The sequence below is a fragment of the Streptomyces sp. NPDC024698 genome (genome assembly GCF_055559015.1).
In genome coordinates, this window is sequence record NZ_JBVHLK010000009.1 from 121,573 (window position 1) to 144,711 (window position 23,139).

The window sequence follows — 23,139 nt, forward strand, 5'->3', positions numbered from 1 at the left end:
GCGTCAAAAGGTGCCTCCTGCGGGGTGGGTGTGATGTGGAGCGCGGCGACCGGTCGTCGTGACGCGGTCGCCGGTGAGCGGGGGCCGGGGATCCGAGCGGCCGGGCCGCGGCCCGGTCCCCGCTCGACCCCGGCCGCCGCCGGAGTCACGTACTACTGCTGGGCGGACCCGCGCGTGGAGGTACCGGTGGACCGGCCCTGGCCGGAACGGCCGCGCCGGCCGCGGGAGGAGGCGGACGGGCCACGGCGCGGGCGTTCCGTGACCGGGGCGCGGATGACGACCGGCACGCCCGAGGGAGCCTGGGCTCCCGTGATGCGGCTCAGTTCTTCCTCACCCGAACGCACCTGGCTGGTCTGCGGGGTGATGCCGGCGGCCGCCATCAGCCGAGTCATGTCGCGGCGCTGGTTGGGCATCACCAGGGTGACGACGCTGCCGGACTCACCGGCGCGGGCCGTACGGCCGCCGCGGTGCAGATAGTCCTTGGGGTCGGTCGGCGGATCGACGTTGACCACGAGGTCGAGCTGGTCGACATGGATGCCGCGCGCCGCGACGTTGGTCGCCACCAGGACCGTCACATGCCCGGTCTTGAACTGTGCCAGGGTCCGGGTGCGTTGCGGCTGGGACTTGCCGCCGTGCAGGGACGCGGCGCGGACCCCGCTGTTCAGCAGGTGCTCGGTCAGCCGGTCCACCGCGTGCTTGGTGTCCAGGAACATGATCACCCGGCCGTCGCGGGCCGCGATCTCGGTGGTCGTGCGGTGCTTGTCCGCGGCGTGCACGTGGAGCACGTGGTGCTCCATCGTCGTGACCGCGCCGGCGGACGGGTCCACGGAGTGGACCACCGGGTCGCTCAGGTAGCGGCGGACCAGCAGATCGACGTTGCGGTCCAGGGTGGCGGAGAAGAGCATGCGCTGCCCGTCCGGACGCACCTGGTCGAGCAGCGCCGTCACCTGCGGCATGAAGCCCATGTCGGCCATCTGGTCGGCCTCGTCGAGGACGGTGATGGCGACCTGGTCCAGCCGGCAGTCGCCCCGCTCGATGAGGTCCTTGAGCCTGCCCGGGGTGGCGACGACGACTTCCGCCCCGCCGCGCAGTGCACCGGCCTGCCGGCCGATCGACATGCCGCCGACGACGGTGGTCATCCGCAGGCGCAGGGAACGGGCGTACGGGGTGAGCGCGTCGGTGACCTGCTGCGCCAGTTCCCGGGTCGGTACGAGGACCAGGGCCAGCGGCAGTCGGGGCTCCGCGCGCTGTCCGGCGGTGCGGGCCAGCAGCGCGAGGCCGAAGGCCAGGGTCTTGCCCGAGCCGGTGCGGCCGCGGCCGAGTACGTCACGGCCCGCCAGCGTGTTCGGCAGGGTCGCCGCCTGGATCGGGAAGGGGACGGACACGCCTTCGTGGCCGAGCGCCGCCAGCAACGGTGCCGGCAGGGCGAGGTCGGCGAACGCCTCCACGGCCGGCAGAGCAGGCGTGGTCGTCACCGGCAGCGCGAACTCGCCCTGCGGTGATGCCTGTTGACGTCCGTAGCCCTTCGACCGGGAGGGAGCGCCGGACCGGCCGGTGGAGGCGGCCCCGAAGCGGCTGCCGCCCCTGCGGGTGCCGGCGCCCTCCGTGCGGGTGCGGGTGAAGCGATCGTTCGTGCGCGTGCGGTTCATGCGGAACCTTCCTTGAACGGGCGCGTATCAAGGAATTCCCGCAGCGAATGAGCAGCGCAGAGAATTGCGAGAACGAGCCGAATGAAATTCTTCGCCGGATCTGGTCGGTGAAGAATTCTCGCGGGGCGTGACGCCTGAGAGGCGACGTCGTCCCGGAACCAGGGGGTATGGCAGGCGAAGAGAAAATGGGGGTCGTACGAGGACCCGCACCGGGCGTCGAGCCGGGAAGCGGACGTGGCGCGGGGCGACGCGGATCGGGCGGCGTGCCCCAGGTGCGGATCACGAGAAGATCGGGCGTGGACCGGGCGGTGGACCGGGTGTCGATCCGGATCGGCGTCGGCGGCGGGGGTCGGAACACGCGACGGACGGTCGCCCGGAACGCGGAAGTACCGTCGCGCGTCGGAGGCGCCGGGCGTCGCCCTGGACCGCCGGGGCGTCCGCGCCGGGCGCCGAAAATGCGGCGAGCTGGGGCCCGCACCCCAAGGTGCGGGCCCCAGCTGCGTGGTGCTTGCCGGCGTCAGGCGGAAACGATGTTCTCCGCCGTCGGGCCCTTCTGGCCCTGCGCGATGTCGAAGGAGACCTTCTGGCCCTCCTGGAGCTCACGGAAGCCGGAGCTGGCGATGTTCGAGTAGTGGGCGAAGACGTCGGCGCCGCCGCCGTCCTGCTCGATGAAGCCGAAGCCCTTTTCCGCGTTGAACCACTTCACGGTGCCAGTAGCCATGTCAATTCTCCTTCGGGACGGTGCTCGGGTTCCGCACTGTGCGGATCCCGCGTCGCCGCGATGATTGCCCCGCCGGAAAATGAATGACCGGAAATACAAAAGAACTCCACCCATATGGACAGGGTGGATGCTCGCAAGTTTTTTGGGAACCACAACTGCAACTGCTATCGACAGTAGCACGGCACGATCGACGGTGCGCAGCCGAAAATCTCACCATGCCCACCGATCAAGAAATTCTCACCGCGCCCGGCGCCCATTTCTTACGTCGCTGCGACAGATATAGGCCCACCCGGATCGGGGGTACGGCGGTCGTGCCGGGAGTGCGGCGGCTCGCCTGGCGAACGGCACCAGGGCTCAGCCCCGGAGCGTGGCAGCGACGATTACGGGCAGTCGTGTCAGGCTCGGCGCCGCGGTGAAACGAGCGAGGTGTTTCACCGTTCTCAGGGTGTTCAGGTTCTCGCGGTGCGCCGCCACCCGCCTCTCGGTCATCAGCGCGCCCCAGCGCACCCGGTCGTGCAGGGCGGGGAGGTTCTCGATCCGGGCTTTCGTGGACTCGGTCAGGTTGTCGCCGGCCGAGGCCTGACGCCGGCCGGCTGTGGGCCGCGCTCGCCGGATCGCGCCGGGCAGCGGCGCCGAGGGTTCCCGGCCGACGCTGCCTCGAAAGGTGCAACCAGGCCTGATTGAGAGCGGTTTGTGGCTGGCGAGTCCTTGCCATGGCGAGAACTTGCCGTCGTTCGGCCTTCTCGCCGACGCGAGCCTGCCGATAGACCCGGGGCATGTTCTCTCTCCCCCAGGCTCCCGCCTCCCGGTACAGACGGTGGCACCCGATCTCGGCTGCTGTCGTGGCGTCGTTGCTGGCGTCGGGACTCGCGGTTCTGCAAGAGCCCGCACAAGCCGCTCCGACCAAGCCCACCCGTCCCGCCGGCTCCACGGCGACCCACAAAGTCACCCTGGTCACCGGCGACGTCGTCACGGTCACCACGATGACCGACGGCAAGCAGACCGCCGATGTCGACCGACCCGACAACGCCGTCGGCGGCGTGAAGATGCAGACGGTCAACGGCGATCTGTTCGTCGTCCCCGACGAGGCGGCGCCCCTGCTGGGCACCGGCAAGCTGGACCGGCGACTGTTCGACGTCACCGACCTGATCGACATGGGATACGACGACGCGAAGACGTCCGCGGTGCCACTGATCGCGACGTACGCCACGTCGAAGTCCCGTACGGCAGTTGAGCCGACAGCACCCCGGGGCAGCAAGCTCACCCGCACGCTCAAGGCCATGCACGGTGCCGTGCTCAGCACCAGGAAGACGCAGGCCCGCACCTTCTGGAACACCGTCGCGCCGCGGGACGGCAAGGCGATGGGCGCGGGGCTGGCGAAGCTGTGGCTCGACGGCCGGGTGAAGGCCGACCTGAAGGAGAGCGTGCCGTTGATCGGCGCGCCCGAGGCCTGGGCGGCCGGCTACACCGGAAAGGGCGTCAAGGTCGCGGTCCTCGACACCGGCATCGACGTCAACCACCCCGACTTCGCCGGCCTCATCGACGGTACGGCCAGCTTCGTACCGGGTGAGGGCATCACCGACCTCAACGGGCACGGCACGCATGTGGCCAGCACGATCGCCGGTTCCGGCGCCGCCTCCGGAGGTGACTACAAGGGCGTCGCTCCCGGCGCCGACCTGTACATCGGCAAGGTGCTCGGCGGCGCGGAGGGCTACGGCCAGGACTCCTGGGTCATGGCCGGGATGCAGTGGGCGGCCGAGTCCGGTGCGGACGTCGTCAACATGAGCCTCGGCGACTCCTACCCGACCGACGGCAGCGACCCGATGTCGCAGGCGGTCGACGCACTGTCGGCGCAGTACGGCACGCTGTTCGTCATCGCCGCCGGCAACGCGGGCCCGGAGAGCATCTCCGCTCCGGGTGCGGCCGCCTCGGCGCTGACGGTGGCCGCCACCGACAAACAGGATCAGCTCGCGTCCTTCTCCAGCACCGGCCCCCTGGCATCCTCCGGCGCGATGAAGCCGGACATCGCGGCACCCGGTGTGGACATCACCGCTGCCCGCTCCCAGGAGATGACCGACGGCGGGACGGGGCTGTACCGCACGCTCAGCGGTACCTCCATGGCCACTCCGCACGTGGTCGGTGCGGCGGCGATCCTGGCCCAGCAGCACCCGGACTGGACCGGCGCGCAGCTCAAGGAACACCTGATGAGCACGGCGAAGGGCCTGGATGCGGGCTATTCGCCGTACGAGGTCGGCACCGGCCGCGTCGACGTGGCCGCCGCGGTGCGCACCACGGTGCGCGGCACCGGATCGCTGTTCTTCGGGAACCACACCTGGCCGTACGATCCGAGCGCCGCGGCGGTCACCAAGGACCTCACCTTCACCAACTCCGGTTCCTCCGACGCGACCCTTGACCTCCGTCTGACCGATGAGGGCGGCCCCTTCACCCTCGGCGCGACCACCGTGACCGTCCCGGCCCGTGGCACCGCGACCGTTCCGGTGACCGGTGACCCGCGATCCGTCCCGGCCGGACGGCACGTCGGCTACGTACTGGCGACCGACGCGGCCACCGGGAAGCCGGTGACCCGTACGTCCGTAGCGCTGCTCAAGGAAGAGGAGCGCTACGACCTGAACATCAAGCTGGTCGGCCGGGACGGCAAGCCCGCCTCCGGCTGGGTCGGCGTCAACCAGGCCGGCGACACCCTGCCGTGGTCGGTCTACGTCGACGGCACCACGACGATGCGCATGGCACCCGGTCTGTACACCGTCGCGGGATACCTCGACGTGGCCGGCGAAAAGGCGGACCGCTCGGGTCTGGCCGTGCTCGTCGACCCGGAGACGGTGCTCAAGGACGGCCCCGTGGATGTGGTGCTGGACGCGAGCAGGGCCCATCTGCTCCAGACCCAGGCGCCGCAGCGCACCGAGGACCGCCAGCGGAAGGTCGACTTCAACGTCCACTACGAGGGTCAGGACCCGTACACGGACTACCGCAGCGCCTACGTGCTGCCGGCGACGTACGACGACGTCTACGTCGCGCCGACGAAGCCGATGAAGCACGGCGACTTCCTTCTGACCACGCGCTGGCGCAAGGGCGAGCCGCAACTCGCTCTGAGTACGGCCGGCGGCCGTCTCGGCTTCGACGCGTTGATGCAGCCCGGCAGCACACTGGGCACCGCCACCGACAGCCGGAACGTCGTCTACGCGGGCAACGGCGCCCCGAGCGCGTACGAAAAGGTCAAAGCCAGCGGCAAGGTCGTTGTCGTCGTACGCAGCGACGAGGTCTCACCGCAGGAGCGCGCGGAGGCAGCGGTCGCGGCGGGGGCGAAGGCGCTGATCGTGGTCAACGACGACGCAGGCGCGTTGATGGAGTACGTCGGCGAGTCGGCCATCCCCGTCGCCACCGTGCACCGAGACGCCGGGAAGACCCTCATCGCGATGGCCAGGTCCGGCATCGCGAAGCTCACCGTGAAGCAGACCCGGTACACGCCGTTCGTCTACGACCTGACCCGCGACTATCCCCGTCAGGTGCCCAACCGGCCCCTGGTCTACAAGCCGTCCCCTCGTGATCTCGCCCGGATCGACGCGCACTACTACTCGGCGACAGGCGGCACGTCCGGGGAGGGCTACCGGTCCGACTTCACGCTCAGTCCGTCGTTCAACCTGCCCGAGAGCGAGTGGCATCCGGGCACGCGCACCGAGTGGGTGACACCCGGGCAGGTCTGGAGGGAGTTCCACACGCAGGGCGTCGACGGAGCCCTGCCGTGGTCGATGGTGTCGGGCGACAACACCTATTCCAAGGGAAGCACGACGCGCTTGAACTGGTTCGCTCCGGCGACCCGGCCCGGGCAGAGCGAGTCGTTCGGTGTGTACAACTCCCGATGGCAGAACTACATGACCTGGAACGTGCAGGCGTGGGCATCCGCCAGCGACAACATGCGGCTGGGCGGCTATCTGCCCTGGGGTGAGACGCCGTCCCACCTCCAGGTCTTCCAGGGCGACACACGGATCTACGACAACCCCGTCAGCGGGGACATGCAGTGGCAGGAGGTACCGGCGGGCAACCTGCCCTACCGTGCCGTCCTCGACGCGGAGCGGCCCGGCGACGTCTTCCGGCTGTCGACCCGCACGCACACGGAGTGGACGTTCATGTCCGACACCGTGGACTCGGACTTCTTCGAACCGTTCTCGGTGCTCAACCTGAACTACAAACTGGACTCGGACCTGCATGGCGACGTCAAAGCCCACAGGGCTCAGGCGATAGCACTCAAGCCGGTGTCGATGGACGGCGGCACCATACCCGGCAAGGTCACCACGGTGAAGCTCGACGTCTCGTACGACGACGGTGCCACCTGGCAGAAGGTGACCCTCGCCAAGGGCGGAGGCGGCTACTGGACGGGTTCGTTCGAGCCGGCCAAGAAGCCCGGCGGTTTCCTCTCGGTCCGCGCGAGCGCCGCCACGAGCGGCGGCTTCGGTGTCAAGAACGAGATCATCCGGGCTTACGGACTGCGATGAACCACGCTCTCGGGCCCCGGGGAGGCGACTCCCCGGGGCCCGCCGTACCGCACCCGCTGCCACCAGGGACTGTTCGGAGTTCGCCGCCATGGCCCATACTCTCCCCGCTGCGACGAGCGGAGGAGAGTCGGTCGCCGATGCTGGATGTTCTGGGCCTCGAACCGGACGATGAGCGGGTCTACCGGGCACTCCTCGGACGCCCGAACTCCACCGCGATGGATCTGGCCGATCTGCTTTCCCTGACGCGGGCTCAGGCCGACGATGCCCTGTCCCATCTGGTCGCCCGGGGACTGGTGACGGGATCGGCGGGCCATCGGTTCACCGCCGCACCGCCCGCCATGGCGCTCGGCGCCCTCATCAGCCAGCACCGGGACGGGCTGCGCGCAGCCGAGCATGCGCTGGTGACTCTGGCCGAGGAGCACCGGGCGGCCATGACCGCGAGCGGCATCGTCGATCTGATCGAGGTCGTCACGGGCATCGACGCCATCCGTCACCGCTACCTCCAGGTACAACAGGCCGCCCGCACGCAGGTCCGCACGTTCATCACCGCGCCGTTCGTCGCCCTTCCTCCTGACGAGAACACGGCCGAACCGATGGCTCTCGGCCGTGGTGTCACCTTCCGGGCGGTACTGGACCGGGCCGTCCTGGAGGAGCCGGGCATCATCCACGACGCGATCGAATCCCTGCGCAACGGTGTGCAGCTGCGCGTCGCCGACCAACTGCCCATGAAACTGATGCTGGCCGACACCGAACTGGGCCTCGTCCCGCTCGCGACCACGCCTGCCGGGGAACCTGGAGCGGTGCTGCTGCACCGCAGTGGTCTGCTGGACGCGATGGATACGCTGTTCGAGACGGTGTGGCGCACCGCCCATCCGCTGACGCTGCCTGCCGACGAGGAAGCCGAATCCACCGTCGAGCGTGAGACGGAGAGCCCGACAGCCCTCGATCGAAGGATCCTCGCGCTCCTGCTGGCCGGGGTGACCGACTCTACCGCGGCAACACAACTGGGCCTGTCACAGCGCACGATGCACCGGCGCTTGCGCCGTCTCATGGACATGGCCGGGGTTCGGACCCGGATGCAACTCGGCGGCCACGCCGTCCGGCACGGCTGGACGGAGACGCAGGCCGTGGACACCTGATGGGCGAGGTGCAGACGGGTGACCGGCACGCCCTGCTGTCCCACCCGCGGGACCGGCGTGCGGGTGATCATCAGTTCCTGTCCGGGTCGGGCACACACGCGAGAGAACACCCCGCCGGCTCCCGCACGGCGCTGTCACGGTCGACCGCGTACACGTGACCCCGGAACGGTCCGGGCCCGCGCTCCGACATCCGCGGCGATGTTCGCTCGCGAACGGCTCGCCGACGGTCTGTGGACGTGCCCCTGTCCCTCGCCGGTCGTCGTCGATGTCCGCCGCTGGACCGACGCGTTCAGCGCCTCGCCTCGTACCTGGTCAGGACCACGCCGCCGGGAAACGTCCGTGTCTCCACCAGGTTCAGGTTCGCCCAGCCGTCCAGCGCGGTGAAGAACGGTGTGCCGCTGCCCACCAGGACCGGATGGGTGACGATCGTGTACTCGTCGATGAGCCCGGCCCGCATCGCCGCCCCGGCGAGCGCCGCGCCACCGACCCTCATCGGCCCACCATCCTCGGCCTTGAGCCGAGTGATCTCCGCGACCGCGTCGCCGGTGACCAGGCGAGCGTTCCAGTCGACCTTGTCGACCGTCGAGGAGAACACCACCTTCGACGTGTCCCGCCAGTTCCGCGCGAACGCGATCTGCTCCGGGGTGACGCCCGGCTGCTGGTCGCCGGTCGGCCAGTAGGCGCTCATGGTCTCCCACAGCTTGCGCCCGTACAGGAACAGGCTGATCGCCGTCTCCTGGTCGAGCCACCACTGGAACAGCTCGTCGCTCGGTGCGCTCCAACTGAGGTCGCCGCCGGGCGCGGCGACATAGCCGTCCAGGGACACATTCATGCCGTAGAGCAGTCTCCGCATGGCGCCGGCCTTCCGTCAGTCGGTCCCGGAAGTCTAGACGGGCCTCGACCCCGAATCCTGGACACGACCATGCGGCCGGCGCGCAAACCGCGGCACGGCCCGGCTCCGGACCCTGCCCGCTCAGGTGCACGGTGCTCTGGTCCGGCCTACAGGCGTCGATCTCACCGCGGACACCGCGACCGTGGTCGGCCGCACCGTCTCCCCGAGGCGCCGCTGGCCGCACCGCTGCACCTCACCGATCGAAGGTGATCCGCGTCAACGGCTGAACGAGCTCTGCGGGCCTCCCACCGTCACGCCACGCCGAGCAGTGGGCACCATGCCGGGCAGGAGCCGGCAGCGGGATCGTCCAGGAACGCCAGAGGGCCCGGATCCATAGGGATCCGGGCCCTCTTCAGCAGTAGCGGGGACAGGATTTGAACCTGCGACCTCTGGGTTATGAGCCCAGCGAGCTACCGAGCTGCTCCACCCCGCGTCGGTAGGCCCAACAGTACGCCATCACGGCGGGTGCCAAAGACCACCGCCTGCCGCCGAGCCGCCTTGGGTCCTCCCCCCGGGCTGCTTCGTGGAGGTCCCGAGCGGAGGAAGAGGGCTTCCCGGTGCGGCTCAGGGATGGGGGCCGGGTTCCGCAGGGCCGATCGGATGAACGGTCGGTGCGGTGTGCTGGGTGAACCCCGATGTGGGCCTAGCCTGTCGCGCGTCCGGTCTTGCTCACAAATGCCCGGATTTCCCCTATTGATCCGGTAAGGAGTGTGAGGGTGGCGCCCTTGTCCGGCATCCGTGGCCTCCTGAGGATTCTGCTCGCGCTGAGCCTGTCGTCGGCTCTGCTCGCCGGTTGCGGGAGCGGAGGCGGCGGGCAGGTGACCCTCAACTGGTACAACTTCCCCGACGATTCCGGCGCACTGGCCAGTGCCGCCACGGTCTGCTCCAAGCAGTCCGGCGGACGCTACCGGATCAGTTACAACAAACTGCCCCGCACCGCGGACGGCCAGCGCCAGCAACTCGTGCGCCGGCTCGCAGCCAAGGACAACACGGTCGACATCATGGGGCTGGACGTCACCTGGCCCGCCGAGTTCGCGGAAGCCAAGTGGATCCTGCCGTGGACCGGGGGCAACCGCGCCGCGGCCGTCCGGGACACCCTGGAGGTCCCCCTGCGGACGGCGACCTGGAAGGGCCGGCTGTACGCCGTCCCGTACAACACGAACACCCAACTTCTCTGGTATCGCAAGGACTTGGTCCCCACCCCGCCCCAGACCTGGGCCGAGATGATCCTGATGGCCGGTCGCTTGGCGAAGCAGGGCCAGCCGCACTACGTGGAGATCCAGGGCGCGCAGTACGAAGGACTCACGGTCTGGTTCAACACCCTGGTGGAGAGCGCCGGCGGCTCCATCCTCAACGCGACCGCCACCGCTCCCAGGTTGGGCCCGCCCGCCGTGCGCGCGGCCTCCGTCATGAAGGCACTGGCCTCCTCGGCCGCGGCCGACCCGTCCCTGTCCAATCAGATGGAGGACCAGAACCGGCTGGCGATGGAGTCAGGCAGCGCGGCCTTCGAGATCAACTACCCCTTCGTGTATCCCTCGATGAAAGCCAACAACCCCACGCTCTTCAAGCAGTTCCGATGGGCGCCCTACCCGGGAATCGAGAAGGGCCGGCCGGCCAGGCCCACCATCGGTGGCATCGACCTGGCCATCGGCGCCTACACCCGTCACTCCGCGTTCGCCTTCGAGGCGGCCCTGTGCCTACGGAACCGGCAGAACCAGTTGACCGCGGCGCTCAAGGGAGGGCTCCCGCCCACACTCCGCCCCCTCTACTCGGATCCTGCCCTGGTCAAGAACTACCCCTTCGCCTCCACCGTCCTGGCCGCGCTGGAGAACGCCAGCATCCGGCCCAAGACCCCCGCCTACCAGAACGTGTCCATCGCGATCTCGCACACCCTGTCGCCGCCGGACGGGATCCAGCCCAGACCGGACGTACGGAAGATCAGTGGCCAGATCAAGGACGCCCTCGCCTCGAAGGGGCTGATCCCGTGACCCAGTCGGCTCCGACCACCCCTCAGGACGCACCGGCGCCCAAAGACGGCGCTCTGTCCGAAGGAGCCCGGCAGGAGCGCCGGCTGGGCTGGCTGTTGTGCGCGCCCGCCGTGATCGTCATGCTCGCCGTCACCGCCTACCCCATCGTCTACGCGATCTATCTCTCGCTCCAGCGCTACGACCTGCGCTTCCCTTCGCAGGCGCGGTTCGTCGGCTTCAGCAACTACGGGGCCGTACTGTCCTCCGAGTTCTGGTGGCAGGCCCTGTGGGTGACGGTGCTCATCACCGTGGTCTCCGTGGTCGTGGAACTCGTCCTCGGGTTCGCCCTGGCGCTGGTGATGCATCGCACGATCTTCGGCCGCGGGACGGTCCGCACCGCCATCCTGATCCCGTACGGCATCGTCACGGTGGTCGCCGCCTACTCCTGGCAGTACGCATGGACCCCGGAGACCGGCTACCTGGCCGATCTCCTGCCCACCGGATCCGCACCCCTCACCGAACAGTGGCCCGCCATCGGCCTGATCATCCTGGCCGAGGTGTGGAAGACCACTCCCTTCATGGCCCTGCTGCTGCTCGCCGGCCTCGCACTGGTGCCGGAGGAGACGCTCCGCGCGGCCCAGGTGGACGGTGCCGGGGCCTGGCAGCGCTTCTTCCTGGTGACCGTGCCCCTGATGAAGCCGGCCATCCTGGTCGCCCTGCTCTTCCGGACCCTGGACGCCTTCCGGATCTTCGACAACATCTACATCCTCACGTCCGGCGCGCACAACACCGGCTCGGTGTCCATCCTGGGCTACGACAACCTCTTCACCGCGCTCAACCTCGGCATCGGCTCGGCCATCTCCGTACTGATCTTCCTGTGCGTGGCGCTGATCGCGTTCGCCTTCATCAAACTCTTCGGTGCGGCCGCTCCCGGCGCCCAGCAAGGGGGACGCTGATGTCCACCACCGGACGACGACGGACGTCGGGATGGGCCGCGGTCAACATCCTGGTCATCCTCTACGCGCTGTTCCCTGTCTGGTGGATCATCGCCCTGTCCTTCAAGGCCCCCAGCACCCTCACCGACGGCAACTTCATCCCGACCAAGTGGACTTGGGAGAACTACCGCGGGATCTTCCAGACCTCCGAGTTCACCCGCGCACTGATCAACTCCATCGGGATCGCCCTGATCTCCACGGTGATCGCGGTGGTTCTCGGCACCATGGCGGCCTATGCCGTCGCCCGGCTCCGGTTTCCCGGCAAGAGCCTGCTGATCGGCATGTCGCTGCTGATCGCCATGTTCCCGCCGATCTCGCTGGTCTCGCCGTTGTTCAACATCGAGCGGATCATCGGCATCTTCGACACCTGGACCGGGCTGATCATCCCGTACATGACCTTCTCCCTGCCCCTCGCCATCTACACCCTGTCGGCCTTCTTCCGGGAGATCCCCTGGGACCTGGAGAAGGCAGCCAAGGTCGACGGGGCCACTCCCGCGCAGGCGTTCCGGCTGGTGATCGCTCCCCTCGCGGCACCGGGGGTGTTCACCACGGCGATCCTGGTGTTCATCTTCTGCTGGAACGACTTCCTCTTCGCGATCTCGCTGACCTCGACCTCGGCGGCCAGGACGGTGCCGGCGGCCATCGCCTTCTTCACCGGGAGCAGCCAGTTCGCCCAGCCCACCGGTTCGATCGCCGCGGCCGCCGTGGTGATCACCATTCCCATCATCATCTTCGTGCTGCTCTTCCAGCGGCGCATCGTGGCCGGGCTCACCTCCGGAGCCGTCAAGGGCTGACCGGTAACAGCCTTTCGTTCAGGAGAAGTTCGTCAGGACAAGAAGGACCGACCGTGGCAGAGATCGTTCTCGAAGGCATCACCAAGCGGTACCCCGACGGTGCGGTGGCGGTGAAGGACGTCAACCTCACTGTCGGGGACGGTGAGTTCGTCATCCTCGTCGGTCCCTCCGGCTGCGGTAAGTCCACCACCCTCAACATGATCGCCGGGCTGGAGGACATCACCGAGGGAACCCTCCTGATCGACGGGCAAGTCGTCAACGACAAGAGCCCGAAGGACCGTGACATCGCCATGGTCTTCCAGAGTTACGCCCTCTACCCGCACATGAGCGTGCGCGAGAACATGGGCTTCTCGCTCCGACTGGCCAAGGTGGACAAGGCGACCATGCGCGAGAAGGTCGAAGAAGCCGCGCGCATTCTCGACCTGACGGAGCATCTGGACCGCAAGCCCGCGAACCTCTCCGGCGGCCAGCGCCAACGGGTGGCGATGGGGCGCGCCATCGTGCGCGACCCGAAGGCGTTCCTGATGGACGAGCCGCTCTCCAACCTGGACGCCAAGCTCCGCGTCCAGATGCGCACCCAGATCTCCCGCCTCCAGCAACGCCTCGGCAGCACCACGGTCTACGTCACCCACGACCAGACCGAAGCCATGACCCTGGGCGACCGGGTGGTGGTGATGCGCGGCGGAGTCGTCCAGCAGATCGGAACCCCGCAGCACCTCTACGAACAGCCGAAGAACCTCTTCGTCGCGGGCTTCATCGGCTCACCCGCGATGAACTTCCTGCACGCCACCGTCGAGGACAACCGCCTGCACACGTCGGTCGGAGACCTCGACCTCGGCGACCGGCTGCGCCGAACCCTCGAACAGCACAACGCCCCCCGCGACCTGATCGTGGGGCTGCGCCCGGAAGCCTTCGAGGACGCCGCCCTGGTGGAAGAGAGCCGGGTCGCATCGGGTACGACCTTCAGCGTGGACATCGACGTGGTGGAGTCCCTGGGATCGGACGTCTACGCGTACTTCACCGAGGACGAGTGGCAGCCGACCGCCACCTCCGAACTCGCCGAGCTCGCGGCCGACTCGGGGATGACCGACACCGGCGCGGGCGGGCACCAGATCGTCACCCGTCTCAACGCCTCGACGCGGGTACGCGAGGGCAGCCGGGCCGAACTCTGGGTGGACACCGCCAAGATGCACGTCTTCGACCCGTCCTCCGGAACCAACCTGACCCTGACCGACGAGCCGGCCGACTGACCGCCGGGACCGGAACCGCAGAGGCACTCGACCACACCCGGCCGGGCCGGTTCAGACCCCACACCGGGATGTCCGGTACCTCTTCCCCGACGGCGGGGTCGTGACTAGGGTGTCGCGATGCCCATGGATGATTTCACCTGGTCGTCGCTCGCAACTGAGGGCTTCCCGTTCCCCGAGGGCGTTCCCGCCTCCAGGCTCGGCGACGAACTGTCCGCCATGCTCGTCTCCCCCGACCCCAAGGTCCGCGATGATCAGGCGTACACGGCCGCGGCGCGCTGGATAGGTGAAGGCCGTCTCGACGAGGTCCTCGAGAGCCTCGGAGACTCGGCCGCGGGGCGCTTCGCGCATCCCGAGGTCCAGGCGCGGACATTCGCACCACTCGTCCTGCGATGCGTACTGGCACGCGCGGTCGCTGCGCCCGACGCCCTGCCGAAGACCGCCGCTGAACGCTGGTACGCTCCCTTCAACGCCTGGTATCTGGCCGAGCGCGACATCCGTGGCTGGGACGACTCCCTGGGCTGGCTGCACGCCGTCGCCCATGGCGCCGACGCCGCCGCGGCGTTCGCCCAGGTGCTGCCGGAACGGCGTACGAACGTGCTGGAGTTGTGCGCCCGCCGGATGACGGCGACGGGCGACTACCGGTACGTCCAGATGGAGGAATCCCGTCTGGCCCGCGCGATCAGCCGCATCCTGCTCGCGCCCGGCCTCTCGGCCGAGCAGGCGACTGGATGGCTCAGCGTGGTCACCAAGGCGCTGGAGGACGGCGGTCCCGGTCCTGTACCTCCCTGGGCGTTCAACACGTTCGCGACCTTGCAGTCGCTGCATCTGCATCTGACCCGCGGCCTCGCCGAGGGAGGGGTTCCCTGCCACGCAGCCGTCGTTGCCGAGGAAGTGGCGACCGTCCTCCGCCTGCCCTATCCCTGGCTCGCCTGACGAAGGCCGGGGTGAGCTCGGCGATGGCGGCCCGGAATCGCCAGTCACCTGAAACCGTACGGCCGTTGGGGGCAACTCCGTTGGTCAGAGGCTGTGGGCGCTGATGTTGCCGTGGGCGGTGGTGGCGTGGATCGTCAGGTCGGGGGTGTCGGTGTTCTTGAGGGTGTTGCTGATCCGGCCGAGGGTGGTGCCGGCGTCCAGGGCAGCGGAGACACCGGGGGCGGCGCCGATCGTGATGTCGCCCATCAGAGTGCTCAGCGTGAGGGTTCCCCGGGCGGCCTCGCCGATCGTCAGGTCGCCCTTCTGGGTGCTGATCTCGGCCGGTCCGTTCAGACGGCCGACCGTGATGTCCGCGTCGAGGCCGGTCAGGTGAACGGTGTCGGCTTCGTCGAGCTTGACCGAGCGGTGGCCGCCCTCGAAGGTGACGTCGCCGAGCCGCCCCACACCCCGGAACTCGGCGGCGGCCGCCTTCGCCTGGACGCGGGAGCCGGCCGGTACCTGCACGGTCACCTCGACGGACCCTGTCGAGCCAAGGATCCGGCTCTTGCTCTCCGGGGCCTCGACGCGCAGCACGCCGTCGGTGCAGTCGATCCGGACCAGGGCGGCCGCCTTCACGTCGCGGCTCTTGGAACGGTTGGCGGGCAGGACCTCGACAGTGGTGTCCGTGCGGTCGGCGGCGATGAACTGAATACGACCCGCGGGGATGTCGACGATCGCCGAGACGGGGGCGGGGGTGTCGAACTTCTGCATCATGCTCTCCTTCTCCGGCACCGCGCACCTCCGACCGGCACGCTACTTTCCGACGACAGAAACGCTACGTTGCATTCACCGATCCCGCAACACAACCGTTGCGCCGGACTCACATATCAGCAGGTGAATGTCGGCATTTCGTTGCAACAGGTCCGAACTTAACGCAACACCCCTATCTGACGCCCGTTGCATTGGATGAGAGTGAACGCTATGACTGACGGGGGGCGACAGGGCTGCGAGAACACGGGGGTCAGCGGTCTGCGGAGAGCGGCGCAGGCTCGGACGCCGACGCTCCACGGCACCGGTGTCGACGGATGCGCGGCAGCCTCTCCCCCGCCACGGGCGTTCACCGCGAGGCGCGCACTACTCCGTACGAGTGAAGCCGACGGGCCGCCGGTGGTGACCGGTGGCTCCGAGCGGGCCCGGTCGGCATCGTTGCCCGTGGCCCGATCGACCGACATCACCGGAGGACTCCTCATGCTCGGTACAGACTTCCAGCTCGGATCGCCCAACTGGCTCGACCTCGGCAGTCCCGACACCGAGGCGGCGGCCGCGTTCTACGGTGCCGTCTTCGGCTGGCAGTTCGTCTCGGCCGGACCGGACGCGGGCGGGTACGGGTTCTTCCAGGCCGGCGGGAAGACCGTCGCCGCGCTCGGGCCGCTCACCCAGGAGGGTGCGAAGTCCGCCTGGATGATCCACTTCAAGGCCGACGACATCCAGGCCACCGCCGCGGCCATCACGGCCGGCGGCGGCACGATCCGGCTGGAGCCCATGGACGTCATGGGCGAGGGCCATCTGGCACAGGCCACCGACCCGCAGGGCGCCGAGTTCGCGCTCTGGCAGCCCGGCAAGACCGTCGGGCTGGAGACCGCCTCCGCTCCGAACACCCTGCTCTGGGTCGAGCTGCACGCCCCCGACCCCCTCGCGGCCATCGCCTTCTACCAGGGACTGTTCGGCTGGCGCACCCAGGACATGCCGGCCCCCGGCATGACGTACCGCGTACTGAGCACCAAGGACGGCGACCAGCAGGACGCCTCCTTCGGCGGAGTCGCGCCGATGGGCGACGTCACCGGGGAACAGCCCCGCTGGGTGCCCTACTTCCACGCCGAGGACGCCGACGCCATCGCCGCGGCGGCCGCGGCCCATGGCGGGAGCGTCCTCATGCCGGCCGAGGACGTCCCGGAAGTCGGCCGGATCGCCTGGCTCGCGGATCCCTTCGGCGCGACATTCGCCCTCCTCAAGCCGGACCCCCGGATGTGACACCCCGTCCCACCAGGACCCGCCCGGCTCACGTCGGCACCTCGGGCTGACACACCGCACCACCGGAGATGCCCGCGCCGCCGGTAGCGGCCGGGACCGTTCGTCCGGCTCGGCGTCCACGGGTGCCGGGCCGGGCGGGGGCTGGGCACGTCCGAGGCGCGGGGTCGGCAGTACGGCGTCGGGCCGGGCGAAAAGAAGCAACGGCGGATCGGGCATCACCCGCACCGACCCGGCGCCACTGGTGCCGTACCGCTTGTAGCGCCTGGGAGCTGACGTCGGGTCAGTCGGCGCGTGTGCCGGTCCAGCCGTTGTCGAGCAGGTCGAAGACGCGGTCGAGGGCGGCGTCGGGGTCGCGGGATCCGCGCACGAGAACAGGCGCCTCCAGGGCGAAGTGGGCCAGCACCCTGCACCCTGAGTCGTCGGCGGGCAGTCCGACGTCGTCGGCGATCGCGGCAGCCAGGGCGTGCTCGTGCCGCAGCCACATCCGGCGGGCGTACTCGCGCAGCGCCGGGGTGGTGTCGATCAGGCGCAGGAAGGCGTCGAACCCGGGGTCGTCGTGGACCCGCCGGGAGTGTTCGCCCAACAGCATCCGATGCAGGGCCTGCGGTACGGACTGGCCGGTGGGGCGTTCGCGGATCGCTGCGACCAGGGTGGCCTCGCGGTCCACGTCCTGGTCGAAGACGAGCGCCTCCTTGCCGTCGGGGAAGTGCTTGAAGAGGGTCGTCACCGAGACGTCGGCCGCGTCGGCGATCTCGCGGACGCCGACATCGTCGTAGCCCCGCTCGGTGAAGAGCCGCAGCGCCGCGTCCGCCAGGGCTTGGCGGGTGGCTGCCTTCTTGCGCTCTCGGCGCCCTGTCTCCGTCACCCGACCACCCTACCCCGTCTGTGCATCGACTCAGACAGTTTATCTGTTACGCTTTTTTAGCGGTTGCACTTACCGCTGCATTGTCACGCCCCGTTCACGATCTGTGCCATCCAAGGAGAAGGTCCCGATGACGAACAGCACCCCACGCATCTGCATAGTCGGCGGCGGACCCGCCGGCCTCACCAGTGCCCGCGTCCTGCAAGGGCACGGCATCGAGGTCACCGTGTACGACGCCGACGAGTCCGTGGACTCCCGAGACTCCGGCGGCACACTCGACCTGCACGCCGACTCCGGGCAGATCGCCCTCGCCGACGCCGGACTGCTCGACGCCTTCCTGGCGCGCGCCCGGCCCGAGGGGCAGGCCAAGACCCGCCGCGACCACCACGGCACGGTCCTGGCGGAGTTCACCCCGGGCCCAGGCGACGAGGCCGCGCCGGAGATCGACCGCGGCCGGCTGCGCCGTCTGCTCTTCGACCACCTGCGGCCCGGCACGGTCCGCTGGGGCCACCGGCTCGTAGGCGTGACTCCGTTCGGCCACGCTGGGCACCGCCTGGAGTTCGCCGACGGCACCGGCGTGGAAGCCGATCTGGTGATCGGCGCGGACGGGGCGTGGTCGAAGGTCCGCCCCCTGGTCAGCGACGCCGCGCCCCAGCACCTGGGGGTCTGCTTCCTGGACGCCCGATTCGACGACGTCGACCACCGCCACCCCGAGGTCGCCGAGATCGTCGGCGCCGGCCACCTGTTCTCCAACGACGACGACGGCCGAGCGGTGATCCTGCAACGCAACGGCGACGGCGTGGTCCGCGGCTACATCGCGTTCCGTGCCGCACCGGACTGGCACGTAGGGGCCGGAGTCGACCTCACGGACCGGGAGAGCATCCGCTCCCACCTGGAGCGGGAGTTCGGCCACTGGTCGGCGGCCATGCGCGCAATGATCGTCCGCAATGACGGCGACTACGTACCGCGGTCCTTCTCGGCACTGCCCGCACCGCTCACGTGGGAACACGTCCCCGGAGTCACGCTGATCGGCGACGCGGCCCACCTGATGGCACCCTTCGGCGGGCACGGAGCCAATCTCGCGATGCTGGACGGCGCGGAACTGGCGCACGCCATCAGCCGCGTGGACGACCCCGACCCCACGGCTGGGCTCGACGCCGCTGTCGCCGGCTACGAATCGGACATGTTCGCCCGCTCCGGAGACCTGGCCGTGAGCTCGAACGACGCCCTGGTCGAATTCTTCGCCACCACGGACACCCCGGACCTCCCACCGGACCCCGAACAGGAGCACCGCGCCTACCTCGCCCGGGCGCAGGCCTACCGACAGGAGCGGGACCGGCGGATGGGTGAGCGCGCTCAGGCTTGAGCCGGCAGCGGTACGGCAGCACCGCCCCCGGGAACCCCTCCTCCACCGCCGACGACGCACACGCCCGCACGCGCACCGGCACCGGCACCGGCACCGGCACCGGCACCGGCATGTGGGACCACCACACACGTCCGGCACACGCCCCGCGCACGCAGACGGGCCCCGGTCGCCCAGGGCCCGTCTCATCTCGCAGGTCTCGCGGGACGTCGGGCGGTCAGGTCCTCAGGTCGTCACGACCAGAGCTGGTAGACGTTTCCGTCGTTGCACTCGTGTGTGTAGACCTTCTTGTCGTCGTTGGCGTCGAGGCATTCGCCGGTGGCCGCGTTCCGCAGCTTCCAGCCGTCACCGGTGTTGACCTCGTGCCAGCGCTGGTAGTCGTTCCGGCCGCTGCTGCACGCCTCCACGTAGGCGTCGTGGTCGGTGTAGCCGGTGAGGCAGGAGCCCGGGACCTCCGCCAGCCGCTCGATCCAGACATCACCTCCGACGTTGACGTCGTGCCACTTCGCGGCGCCGAACGAGCAGGGGTAGAGGCCCACGTTGTTCCAGCCGCTGTGGTGGTCCCACATGCCGGTGAGACAGCCTCCGCCGTTCTTGTGGTTCCACACGACGTCGCCGTCGGCGTGGGCCGCGGCGCTCGCTCCGACGACCAGGAGCGGTGCGGCGAGAGTCGCCCCCAGCACTCGCCCAATTCGCTGCCGAATCAATTCAGTTCCCTCTCAAGGTGATGGTGTGCGGCAGGTCGACCTGGTCTCAGTACCAGAGCTGGTACTCGTTTCCGTCGTTGCACTGGTGCATGTAGACGGAGCTACCGTTGCTGTCGAGGCATTCGTGGGTCTGACGGTTCCGCAGCTTCCAGCCGTTGCCCGTGTCGATCTCGTCCCAGCGCTGGTAGTTGTTTCCGCTGCACGACTCCAGGTAGACGTCGTGGTCCGTGTAGGCCGTCATGCAGTAGCGGCTGTTGGTGGCGTCCCTCTCCAGCCAGCTTCCGTCGCTCTGGTGCACGTCGTGCCAGAAGGCGACGCTGTTGTGACAGTTGTCGACCTCGACGTCGTCCGGTGTGCCGGCCCAGTTGTAGCTCGGCTCCAGGCACGCGTTGTCCCCCTTGTGGGTCCAGTGGACGTCCGAGTCGGCGTGAGCCGCCGCGCTCGTCGCCAGGACGAGGAGCGGACCGAGAGCCATCGTCCCGACGGCCTGAGCAATGCGCTTCGCACGCATGGTTGTTCCCCCTGTGTTCGCACTTCGGTGGTCGCGTGTCCGGGCTCCCCCGGAGTCCGGACACGCAGGCATCGGCTCCCGCCGACGTCCCACGCAACCGTATGCAGCCGAGCGCCGACGAGCAGTGAGCAAAAGGTCCCGGGATTCGTCCCGCGGTCATCTCACGTGCGTGACCTGCGACTTGGGACGCCGAGTGCCTCCGTCCCTGGGACGTCCCGAGATGACCTCCTCTGACCCGTCACCTGAACTGCGCCTCAAGGAAGAGTGAATCGGCATCCAGTAGGGTGGTGCGCGGGCCGTGACTGGCGCTGAGGTGGAGCACCACCGGGGAGCGGTCTGACGAACGAGTCGATGCCGTGCGCCTGGGCGAGTGGTCAGTGACGCCTGGAGGCGACCATGTCCCACACGCAGACAGCCCAGCTCATGGATGGAGTCGGCCCCGCCCGGCGCATCGTCGAGGAGACTTCGGACAGGGCGGCGGAGCTGACGCGTCGCACCGGCGTGACGCCCTGCCTGGCAACGGTGTTGGTGGGTGAGGACCCGGCCTCGGTGACGTACGTCCGGATGAAGCGGGCCCGTTGTGCGAAGGCGGGCATCGAGTCCCGGCTCGTCAGCCTGCCGGCCGACACGACGACCGCGGGGCTGGTGGAGACTCTCCGGTCGCTCTCACAGGACACCGGAGTGCACGGCATCCTGCTTCAGCACCCCTGTGGCGCTCATATCGACGAGCGGGCGGCCTTCGAGGCCATCGCGCCGGAGAAGGACGTCGACGGGGTCACGATGACCTCCTTCGGTGCGATGAGCTTCGGACTGCCTGGCTTCGCTTCGTGCACCCCGGCCGGGATCATGCGGCTCCTGGACAAGTACGACGTCGATCTGGCCGGCCGGCGCGCCGTGGTCGTGGGGCGGAGCGCGATCCTCGGCAAGCCCGTCGGAATGCTCCTGCTCGCCCGGGACGCCACCGTCACCTACTGCCACTCCCGTACGGCCGATCTCGCCGCGGCCGTACGGGAGGCGGACGTCGTCGTCGCGGCAGTGGGGCGACCGCGGCTGATTCGCGGCGAGGACGTCAAGCCGGGGGCCGTCGTGATCGACGCCGGCTACAACCCCGGCAACGTCGGTGACGTCGACTTCGACACGGCGCGCACGCGTGCCCGCCTGATCACGCCGGTTCCCGGTGGCGTCGGCCCCATGACCATCGCGGTCCTGCTGGCTCAGACGGTCGAGGCCGCTGCCCTCCAGCTCGGGCACACCGGCCGCTGAGCTCGGACATCGCCTGAGCACGAACCTGTGGGGACCCGGCGAGCCGGGCCCCCACAGAACACCCCGGCCTCACGCCCGGTGGGGATCCCGCTCTTCCCTCATGGCTCGCCGCCTGCTGGACGGGTTCCTCGGATCATGCTGCCGCGATCCAGCCGTACGAGTGTTCGCGCAGGTCGAACGCCCGGTGACGGGACGGCCACGACTGTCACGATCCGGCGACCCAGGGACGGCATCACGTCATGAAGATCAGCCGACGGTGGCACGATCGCATCTTCACATCAATGAGGGGGACTTCATGCTGACCAGATTCCGGGGCGCTGTCGCCGCGGCCGTCATGGCGGGCGCCCTGCTGGTACCTGTGGCCGCCGCCACCGATGCCGCAGCCGCGTCGTGCGCCCACCACACCACGGGTGTGTGCAAGGCGAACACGCGCCATCCGCACGGCGCGACGGCCAAGTGCAAGGACGGCACGTACTCCTACAGCGCCAGTTTCCGTGGGACCTGTTCCCACCACCGGGGTGTCAAGTACTGGTACCGGTAGGCGGACAGCCGGGGACGCCTCCAGCCCTGGGCGGGAGGCGTCCCCGGCCCATCGGGCCGCTCCGCGGTTCCGGAGGGACACCGCTCGCTGTGATCGGCGAGGTCGAGACCGCCGAAGAGGCCGTGGCCCTTCTGGTCGGGCTCCTGCCCGCCGGACACGAGCCGGTCATCACCGTCGCCGCGGACGGGCACGTCTGACCGCGTGTGGCGACGCTCGACCGGGCCAGGGGCACCCGGCGACGCCCGGCATCAGGACACGAGATCGTAGATGCTCCGTGCCGTCAGCCACAGTCCGACGAGCAGGGAGAGCGTGACGATCAGCTGTTCCTGGTGGCCGTCCATCCAGGTGCGCAGGGCGTTCAGCCGGGCGTTCGCGGCCGTCGGCGCCCAGGTGGTGTACATCTCCATGACGATGAGGCTGAGCGTGGCCAGCAGGCAGTAGCCCGTCAGGGCGAGCCAGTCGGCGGCGGTGGAGAGGTTCGCGTCGACGGCGGTGGCGGCGCCGGCTCCAACCAGGGCCCAGGGCTGGAGTACCCACGCCAGGCCGGCCGAGGTGACGAGGGAGGCGTCGTCGATCCGGGCCCTCCAGCGCGGCGGCCCGTGCGGGGGCGGCGGTCGGCGGTGGCGGTACGCGCCGTAGAGCGCCAATGCCACGCCGATGGCGAGCTTCACCGCGACCGCGGCGGTCGAGGGCGCGCTGTGACGGGCCGGGGGCTGGCCGCCGGTCAGCAGCACCACACAGGCGATGACCACGGCCAGGTTGGCCAGCCACGACAGCAGAAACGCCAGGCCCTGGCGAACGCCTCGGCGTGAGGAGAGCAGCAGGATGAAGGCGCTGTTGTGCAGGGGGCCCAGGGTGATGGCTGTACCGATCACGAGGAGGTCGAGGACCATCGGATCAGTCGCTCCTGGATGTCGGGACCGTCCTCCGCCTGTGACGGGCCGGCCGGTCGGCACGATCGGGCGGCGCCGACGCGGTGCCGCATGCCGACTTTGCAGGGGGCGATACGGCAGGTCAAGCAGGCTGGGTCC

20 protein-coding genes, 1 tRNA gene and 1 riboswitch are annotated in these 23,139 nt (G+C 69.3%); of the genes, 12 read left to right on the forward strand and 9 right to left on the reverse strand.

Annotation, left to right across the window (positions count from 1 at the left end):
* Positions 1-152: 152 nt before the first annotated feature.
* Both ACZ4AA_RS21985 and ACZ4AA_RS21990 read right to left on the reverse strand, forming a co-directional pair.
* Positions 153-1,649, reverse strand: coding sequence for a DEAD/DEAH box helicase (locus ACZ4AA_RS21985; RefSeq protein WP_467604789.1), 1,497 nt, complete (start codon positions 1,647-1,649; stop codon positions 153-155).
* A 517-nt stretch (positions 1,650-2,166) separates the two neighbouring features.
* Positions 2,167-2,370 (reverse strand): cold-shock protein, encoded by a 204-nt coding sequence (locus ACZ4AA_RS21990; protein ID WP_103550103.1) that lies wholly within the window; start codon positions 2,368-2,370, stop codon positions 2,167-2,169.
* A gap of 842 nt (positions 2,371-3,212) precedes the next feature.
* On the opposite strand from ACZ4AA_RS21990, the gene ACZ4AA_RS21995 reads away from it, so the two are divergent.
* Together ACZ4AA_RS21995 and ACZ4AA_RS22000 are read left to right on the forward strand one after the other, a co-directional pair.
* Positions 3,213-6,881 (forward strand): S8 family peptidase, encoded by a 3,669-nt coding sequence (locus tag ACZ4AA_RS21995; RefSeq protein ID WP_467604793.1) that lies wholly within the window; start codon positions 3,213-3,215, stop codon positions 6,879-6,881.
* 137 nt (positions 6,882-7,018) lie between these two features.
* Entirely contained in the window at positions 7,019-8,020 is a 1,002-nt protein-coding gene (locus tag ACZ4AA_RS22000) for a helix-turn-helix domain-containing protein (protein WP_467604796.1), read from the forward strand.
* Positions 8,021-8,309: 289 nt separating this feature from the next.
* Here the strand turns inward: ACZ4AA_RS22000 and ACZ4AA_RS22005 are convergent, their stop codons facing one another.
* Complete coding sequence (locus ACZ4AA_RS22005; protein ID WP_467604799.1) at positions 8,310-8,873, reverse strand: dihydrofolate reductase family protein; 564 nt, start codon at positions 8,871-8,873, stop codon at positions 8,310-8,312.
* A 398-nt stretch (positions 8,874-9,271) separates the two neighbouring features.
* Positions 9,272-9,345 (reverse strand) — tRNA-Met (locus ACZ4AA_RS22010).
* A gap of 283 nt (positions 9,346-9,628) precedes the next feature.
* Between ACZ4AA_RS22010 and ACZ4AA_RS22015 the strand changes: the two genes are divergently transcribed.
* The 5 genes from ACZ4AA_RS22015 to ACZ4AA_RS22035 all read left to right on the forward strand — a co-directional run bounded on the left by ACZ4AA_RS22015 (position 9,629) and on the right by ACZ4AA_RS22035 (position 14,851).
* Entirely contained in the window at positions 9,629-10,900 is a 1,272-nt protein-coding gene (locus ACZ4AA_RS22015; protein WP_467604802.1) for an ABC transporter substrate-binding protein, read from the forward strand.
* Complete coding sequence (locus ACZ4AA_RS22020) at positions 10,897-11,835, forward strand: carbohydrate ABC transporter permease (RefSeq protein ID WP_467604805.1); 939 nt, start codon at positions 10,897-10,899, stop codon at positions 11,833-11,835. Before ACZ4AA_RS22015 ends, ACZ4AA_RS22020 begins: the two co-directional genes overlap by 4 nt.
* On the forward strand, positions 11,835-12,668 hold the full coding sequence (locus ACZ4AA_RS22025) for a carbohydrate ABC transporter permease (protein WP_467604809.1): 834 nt from the start codon (positions 11,835-11,837) through the stop codon (positions 12,666-12,668). The genes ACZ4AA_RS22020 and ACZ4AA_RS22025 overlap by 1 nt, the downstream gene beginning before the upstream one ends.
* 53 nt (positions 12,669-12,721) lie before the next feature.
* A complete protein-coding gene (locus ACZ4AA_RS22030) occupies positions 12,722-13,918 on the forward strand; it encodes an ABC transporter ATP-binding protein (RefSeq protein ID WP_467604812.1) in 1,197 nt (398 codons plus the stop codon).
* A 117-nt stretch (positions 13,919-14,035) separates the two neighbouring features.
* Positions 14,036-14,851: a DUF2785 domain-containing protein gene (locus ACZ4AA_RS22035; RefSeq protein WP_467604815.1), complete on the forward strand. Its 816-nt coding sequence runs from the start codon at positions 14,036-14,038 to the stop codon at positions 14,849-14,851.
* 84 nt (positions 14,852-14,935) lie between these two features.
* Here the strand turns inward: ACZ4AA_RS22035 and ACZ4AA_RS22040 are convergent, their stop codons facing one another.
* Positions 14,936-15,601, reverse strand: a complete 666-nt coding sequence (locus tag ACZ4AA_RS22040; RefSeq protein WP_467604819.1) for a DUF4097 family beta strand repeat-containing protein — start codon at positions 15,599-15,601, stop codon at positions 14,936-14,938.
* A gap of 477 nt (positions 15,602-16,078) precedes the next feature.
* Between ACZ4AA_RS22040 and ACZ4AA_RS22045 the strand changes: the two genes are divergently transcribed.
* Positions 16,079-16,861: a VOC family protein gene (locus tag ACZ4AA_RS22045; protein WP_467604822.1), complete on the forward strand. Its 783-nt coding sequence runs from the start codon at positions 16,079-16,081 to the stop codon at positions 16,859-16,861.
* A 280-nt stretch (positions 16,862-17,141) separates the two neighbouring features.
* Here ACZ4AA_RS22045 and ACZ4AA_RS22050 read toward each other — a convergent pair whose 3' ends face one another.
* Positions 17,142-17,726 (reverse strand): TetR/AcrR family transcriptional regulator, encoded by a 585-nt coding sequence (locus ACZ4AA_RS22050; protein WP_467604826.1) that lies wholly within the window; start codon positions 17,724-17,726, stop codon positions 17,142-17,144.
* A 127-nt stretch (positions 17,727-17,853) separates the two neighbouring features.
* Between ACZ4AA_RS22050 and ACZ4AA_RS22055 the strand changes: the two genes are divergently transcribed.
* A complete protein-coding gene (locus ACZ4AA_RS22055) occupies positions 17,854-19,089 on the forward strand; it encodes an FAD-dependent oxidoreductase (protein WP_467604829.1) in 1,236 nt (411 codons plus the stop codon).
* A gap of 230 nt (positions 19,090-19,319) precedes the next feature.
* Here ACZ4AA_RS22055 and ACZ4AA_RS22060 read toward each other — a convergent pair whose 3' ends face one another.
* Both ACZ4AA_RS22060 and ACZ4AA_RS22065 read right to left on the reverse strand, forming a co-directional pair.
* Positions 19,320-19,769 (reverse strand): RICIN domain-containing protein, encoded by a 450-nt coding sequence (locus ACZ4AA_RS22060; RefSeq protein ID WP_467604831.1) that lies wholly within the window; start codon positions 19,767-19,769, stop codon positions 19,320-19,322.
* Between the two features lie 70 nt (positions 19,770-19,839).
* Positions 19,840-20,304, reverse strand: coding sequence for an RICIN domain-containing protein (locus tag ACZ4AA_RS22065; protein WP_467604833.1), 465 nt, complete (start codon positions 20,302-20,304; stop codon positions 19,840-19,842).
* 288 nt (positions 20,305-20,592) lie between these two features.
* A riboswitch (ZMP/ZTP riboswitch) is annotated at positions 20,593-20,679 on the forward strand.
* A 21-nt stretch (positions 20,680-20,700) separates the two neighbouring features.
* Between ACZ4AA_RS22065 and ACZ4AA_RS22070 the strand changes: the two genes are divergently transcribed.
* The 3 genes from ACZ4AA_RS22070 to ACZ4AA_RS22080 all read left to right on the forward strand — a co-directional run bounded on the left by ACZ4AA_RS22070 (position 20,701) and on the right by ACZ4AA_RS22080 (position 22,305).
* Complete coding sequence (locus ACZ4AA_RS22070) at positions 20,701-21,567, forward strand: bifunctional 5,10-methylenetetrahydrofolate dehydrogenase/5,10-methenyltetrahydrofolate cyclohydrolase (protein ID WP_467604837.1); 867 nt, start codon at positions 20,701-20,703, stop codon at positions 21,565-21,567.
* Positions 21,568-21,862: 295 nt separating this feature from the next.
* Positions 21,863-22,108 (forward strand): DUF3761 domain-containing protein, encoded by a 246-nt coding sequence (locus ACZ4AA_RS22075; protein WP_467604840.1) that lies wholly within the window; start codon positions 21,863-21,865, stop codon positions 22,106-22,108.
* A gap of 89 nt (positions 22,109-22,197) precedes the next feature.
* On the forward strand, positions 22,198-22,305 hold the full coding sequence (locus ACZ4AA_RS22080; RefSeq protein WP_467604843.1) for a DUF6193 family natural product biosynthesis protein: 108 nt from the start codon (positions 22,198-22,200) through the stop codon (positions 22,303-22,305).
* A gap of 51 nt (positions 22,306-22,356) precedes the next feature.
* Here the strand turns inward: ACZ4AA_RS22080 and ACZ4AA_RS22085 are convergent, their stop codons facing one another.
* A complete protein-coding gene (locus ACZ4AA_RS22085; protein WP_467604848.1) occupies positions 22,357-23,001 on the reverse strand; it encodes a GAP family protein in 645 nt (214 codons plus the stop codon).
* Between the last annotated feature and the right edge of the window lie 138 nt (positions 23,002-23,139).

What these genes read in the sequence shown, in the direction of transcription:
- ACZ4AA_RS21985 (WP_467604789.1), bottom strand. Translation starts at nt 1,649, where the DNA reads ATGAACCGCACGCGCACGAACGATCGCTTCACCCGCACCCGCACGGAG.
- ACZ4AA_RS21990 (WP_103550103.1), bottom strand. Translation starts at nt 2,370, where the DNA reads ATGGCTACTGGCACCGTGAAGTGGTTCAACGCGGAAAAGGGCTTCGGC.
- ACZ4AA_RS22000 (WP_467604796.1), top strand. Translation starts at nt 7,019, where the DNA reads ATGCTGGATGTTCTGGGCCTCGAACCGGACGATGAGCGGGTCTACCGG.
- ACZ4AA_RS22005 (WP_467604799.1), bottom strand. Translation starts at nt 8,873, where the DNA reads ATGCGGAGACTGCTCTACGGCATGAATGTGTCCCTGGACGGCTATGTC.
- ACZ4AA_RS22025 (WP_467604809.1), top strand. Translation starts at nt 11,835, where the DNA reads ATGTCCACCACCGGACGACGACGGACGTCGGGATGGGCCGCGGTCAAC.
- ACZ4AA_RS22035 (WP_467604815.1), top strand. Translation starts at nt 14,036, where the DNA reads ATGCCCATGGATGATTTCACCTGGTCGTCGCTCGCAACTGAGGGCTTC.
- ACZ4AA_RS22040 (WP_467604819.1), bottom strand. Translation starts at nt 15,601, where the DNA reads ATGCAGAAGTTCGACACCCCCGCCCCCGTCTCGGCGATCGTCGACATC.
- ACZ4AA_RS22045 (WP_467604822.1), top strand. Translation starts at nt 16,079, where the DNA reads ATGCTCGGTACAGACTTCCAGCTCGGATCGCCCAACTGGCTCGACCTC.
- ACZ4AA_RS22055 (WP_467604829.1), top strand. Translation starts at nt 17,854, where the DNA reads ATGACGAACAGCACCCCACGCATCTGCATAGTCGGCGGCGGACCCGCC.
- ACZ4AA_RS22065 (WP_467604833.1), bottom strand. Translation starts at nt 20,304, where the DNA reads ATGCGTGCGAAGCGCATTGCTCAGGCCGTCGGGACGATGGCTCTCGGT.
- ACZ4AA_RS22070 (WP_467604837.1), top strand. Translation starts at nt 20,701, where the DNA reads ATGTCCCACACGCAGACAGCCCAGCTCATGGATGGAGTCGGCCCCGCC.
- ACZ4AA_RS22075 (WP_467604840.1), top strand. Translation starts at nt 21,863, where the DNA reads ATGCTGACCAGATTCCGGGGCGCTGTCGCCGCGGCCGTCATGGCGGGC.
- ACZ4AA_RS22085 (WP_467604848.1), bottom strand. Translation starts at nt 23,001, where the DNA reads ATGGTCCTCGACCTCCTCGTGATCGGTACAGCCATCACCCTGGGCCCC.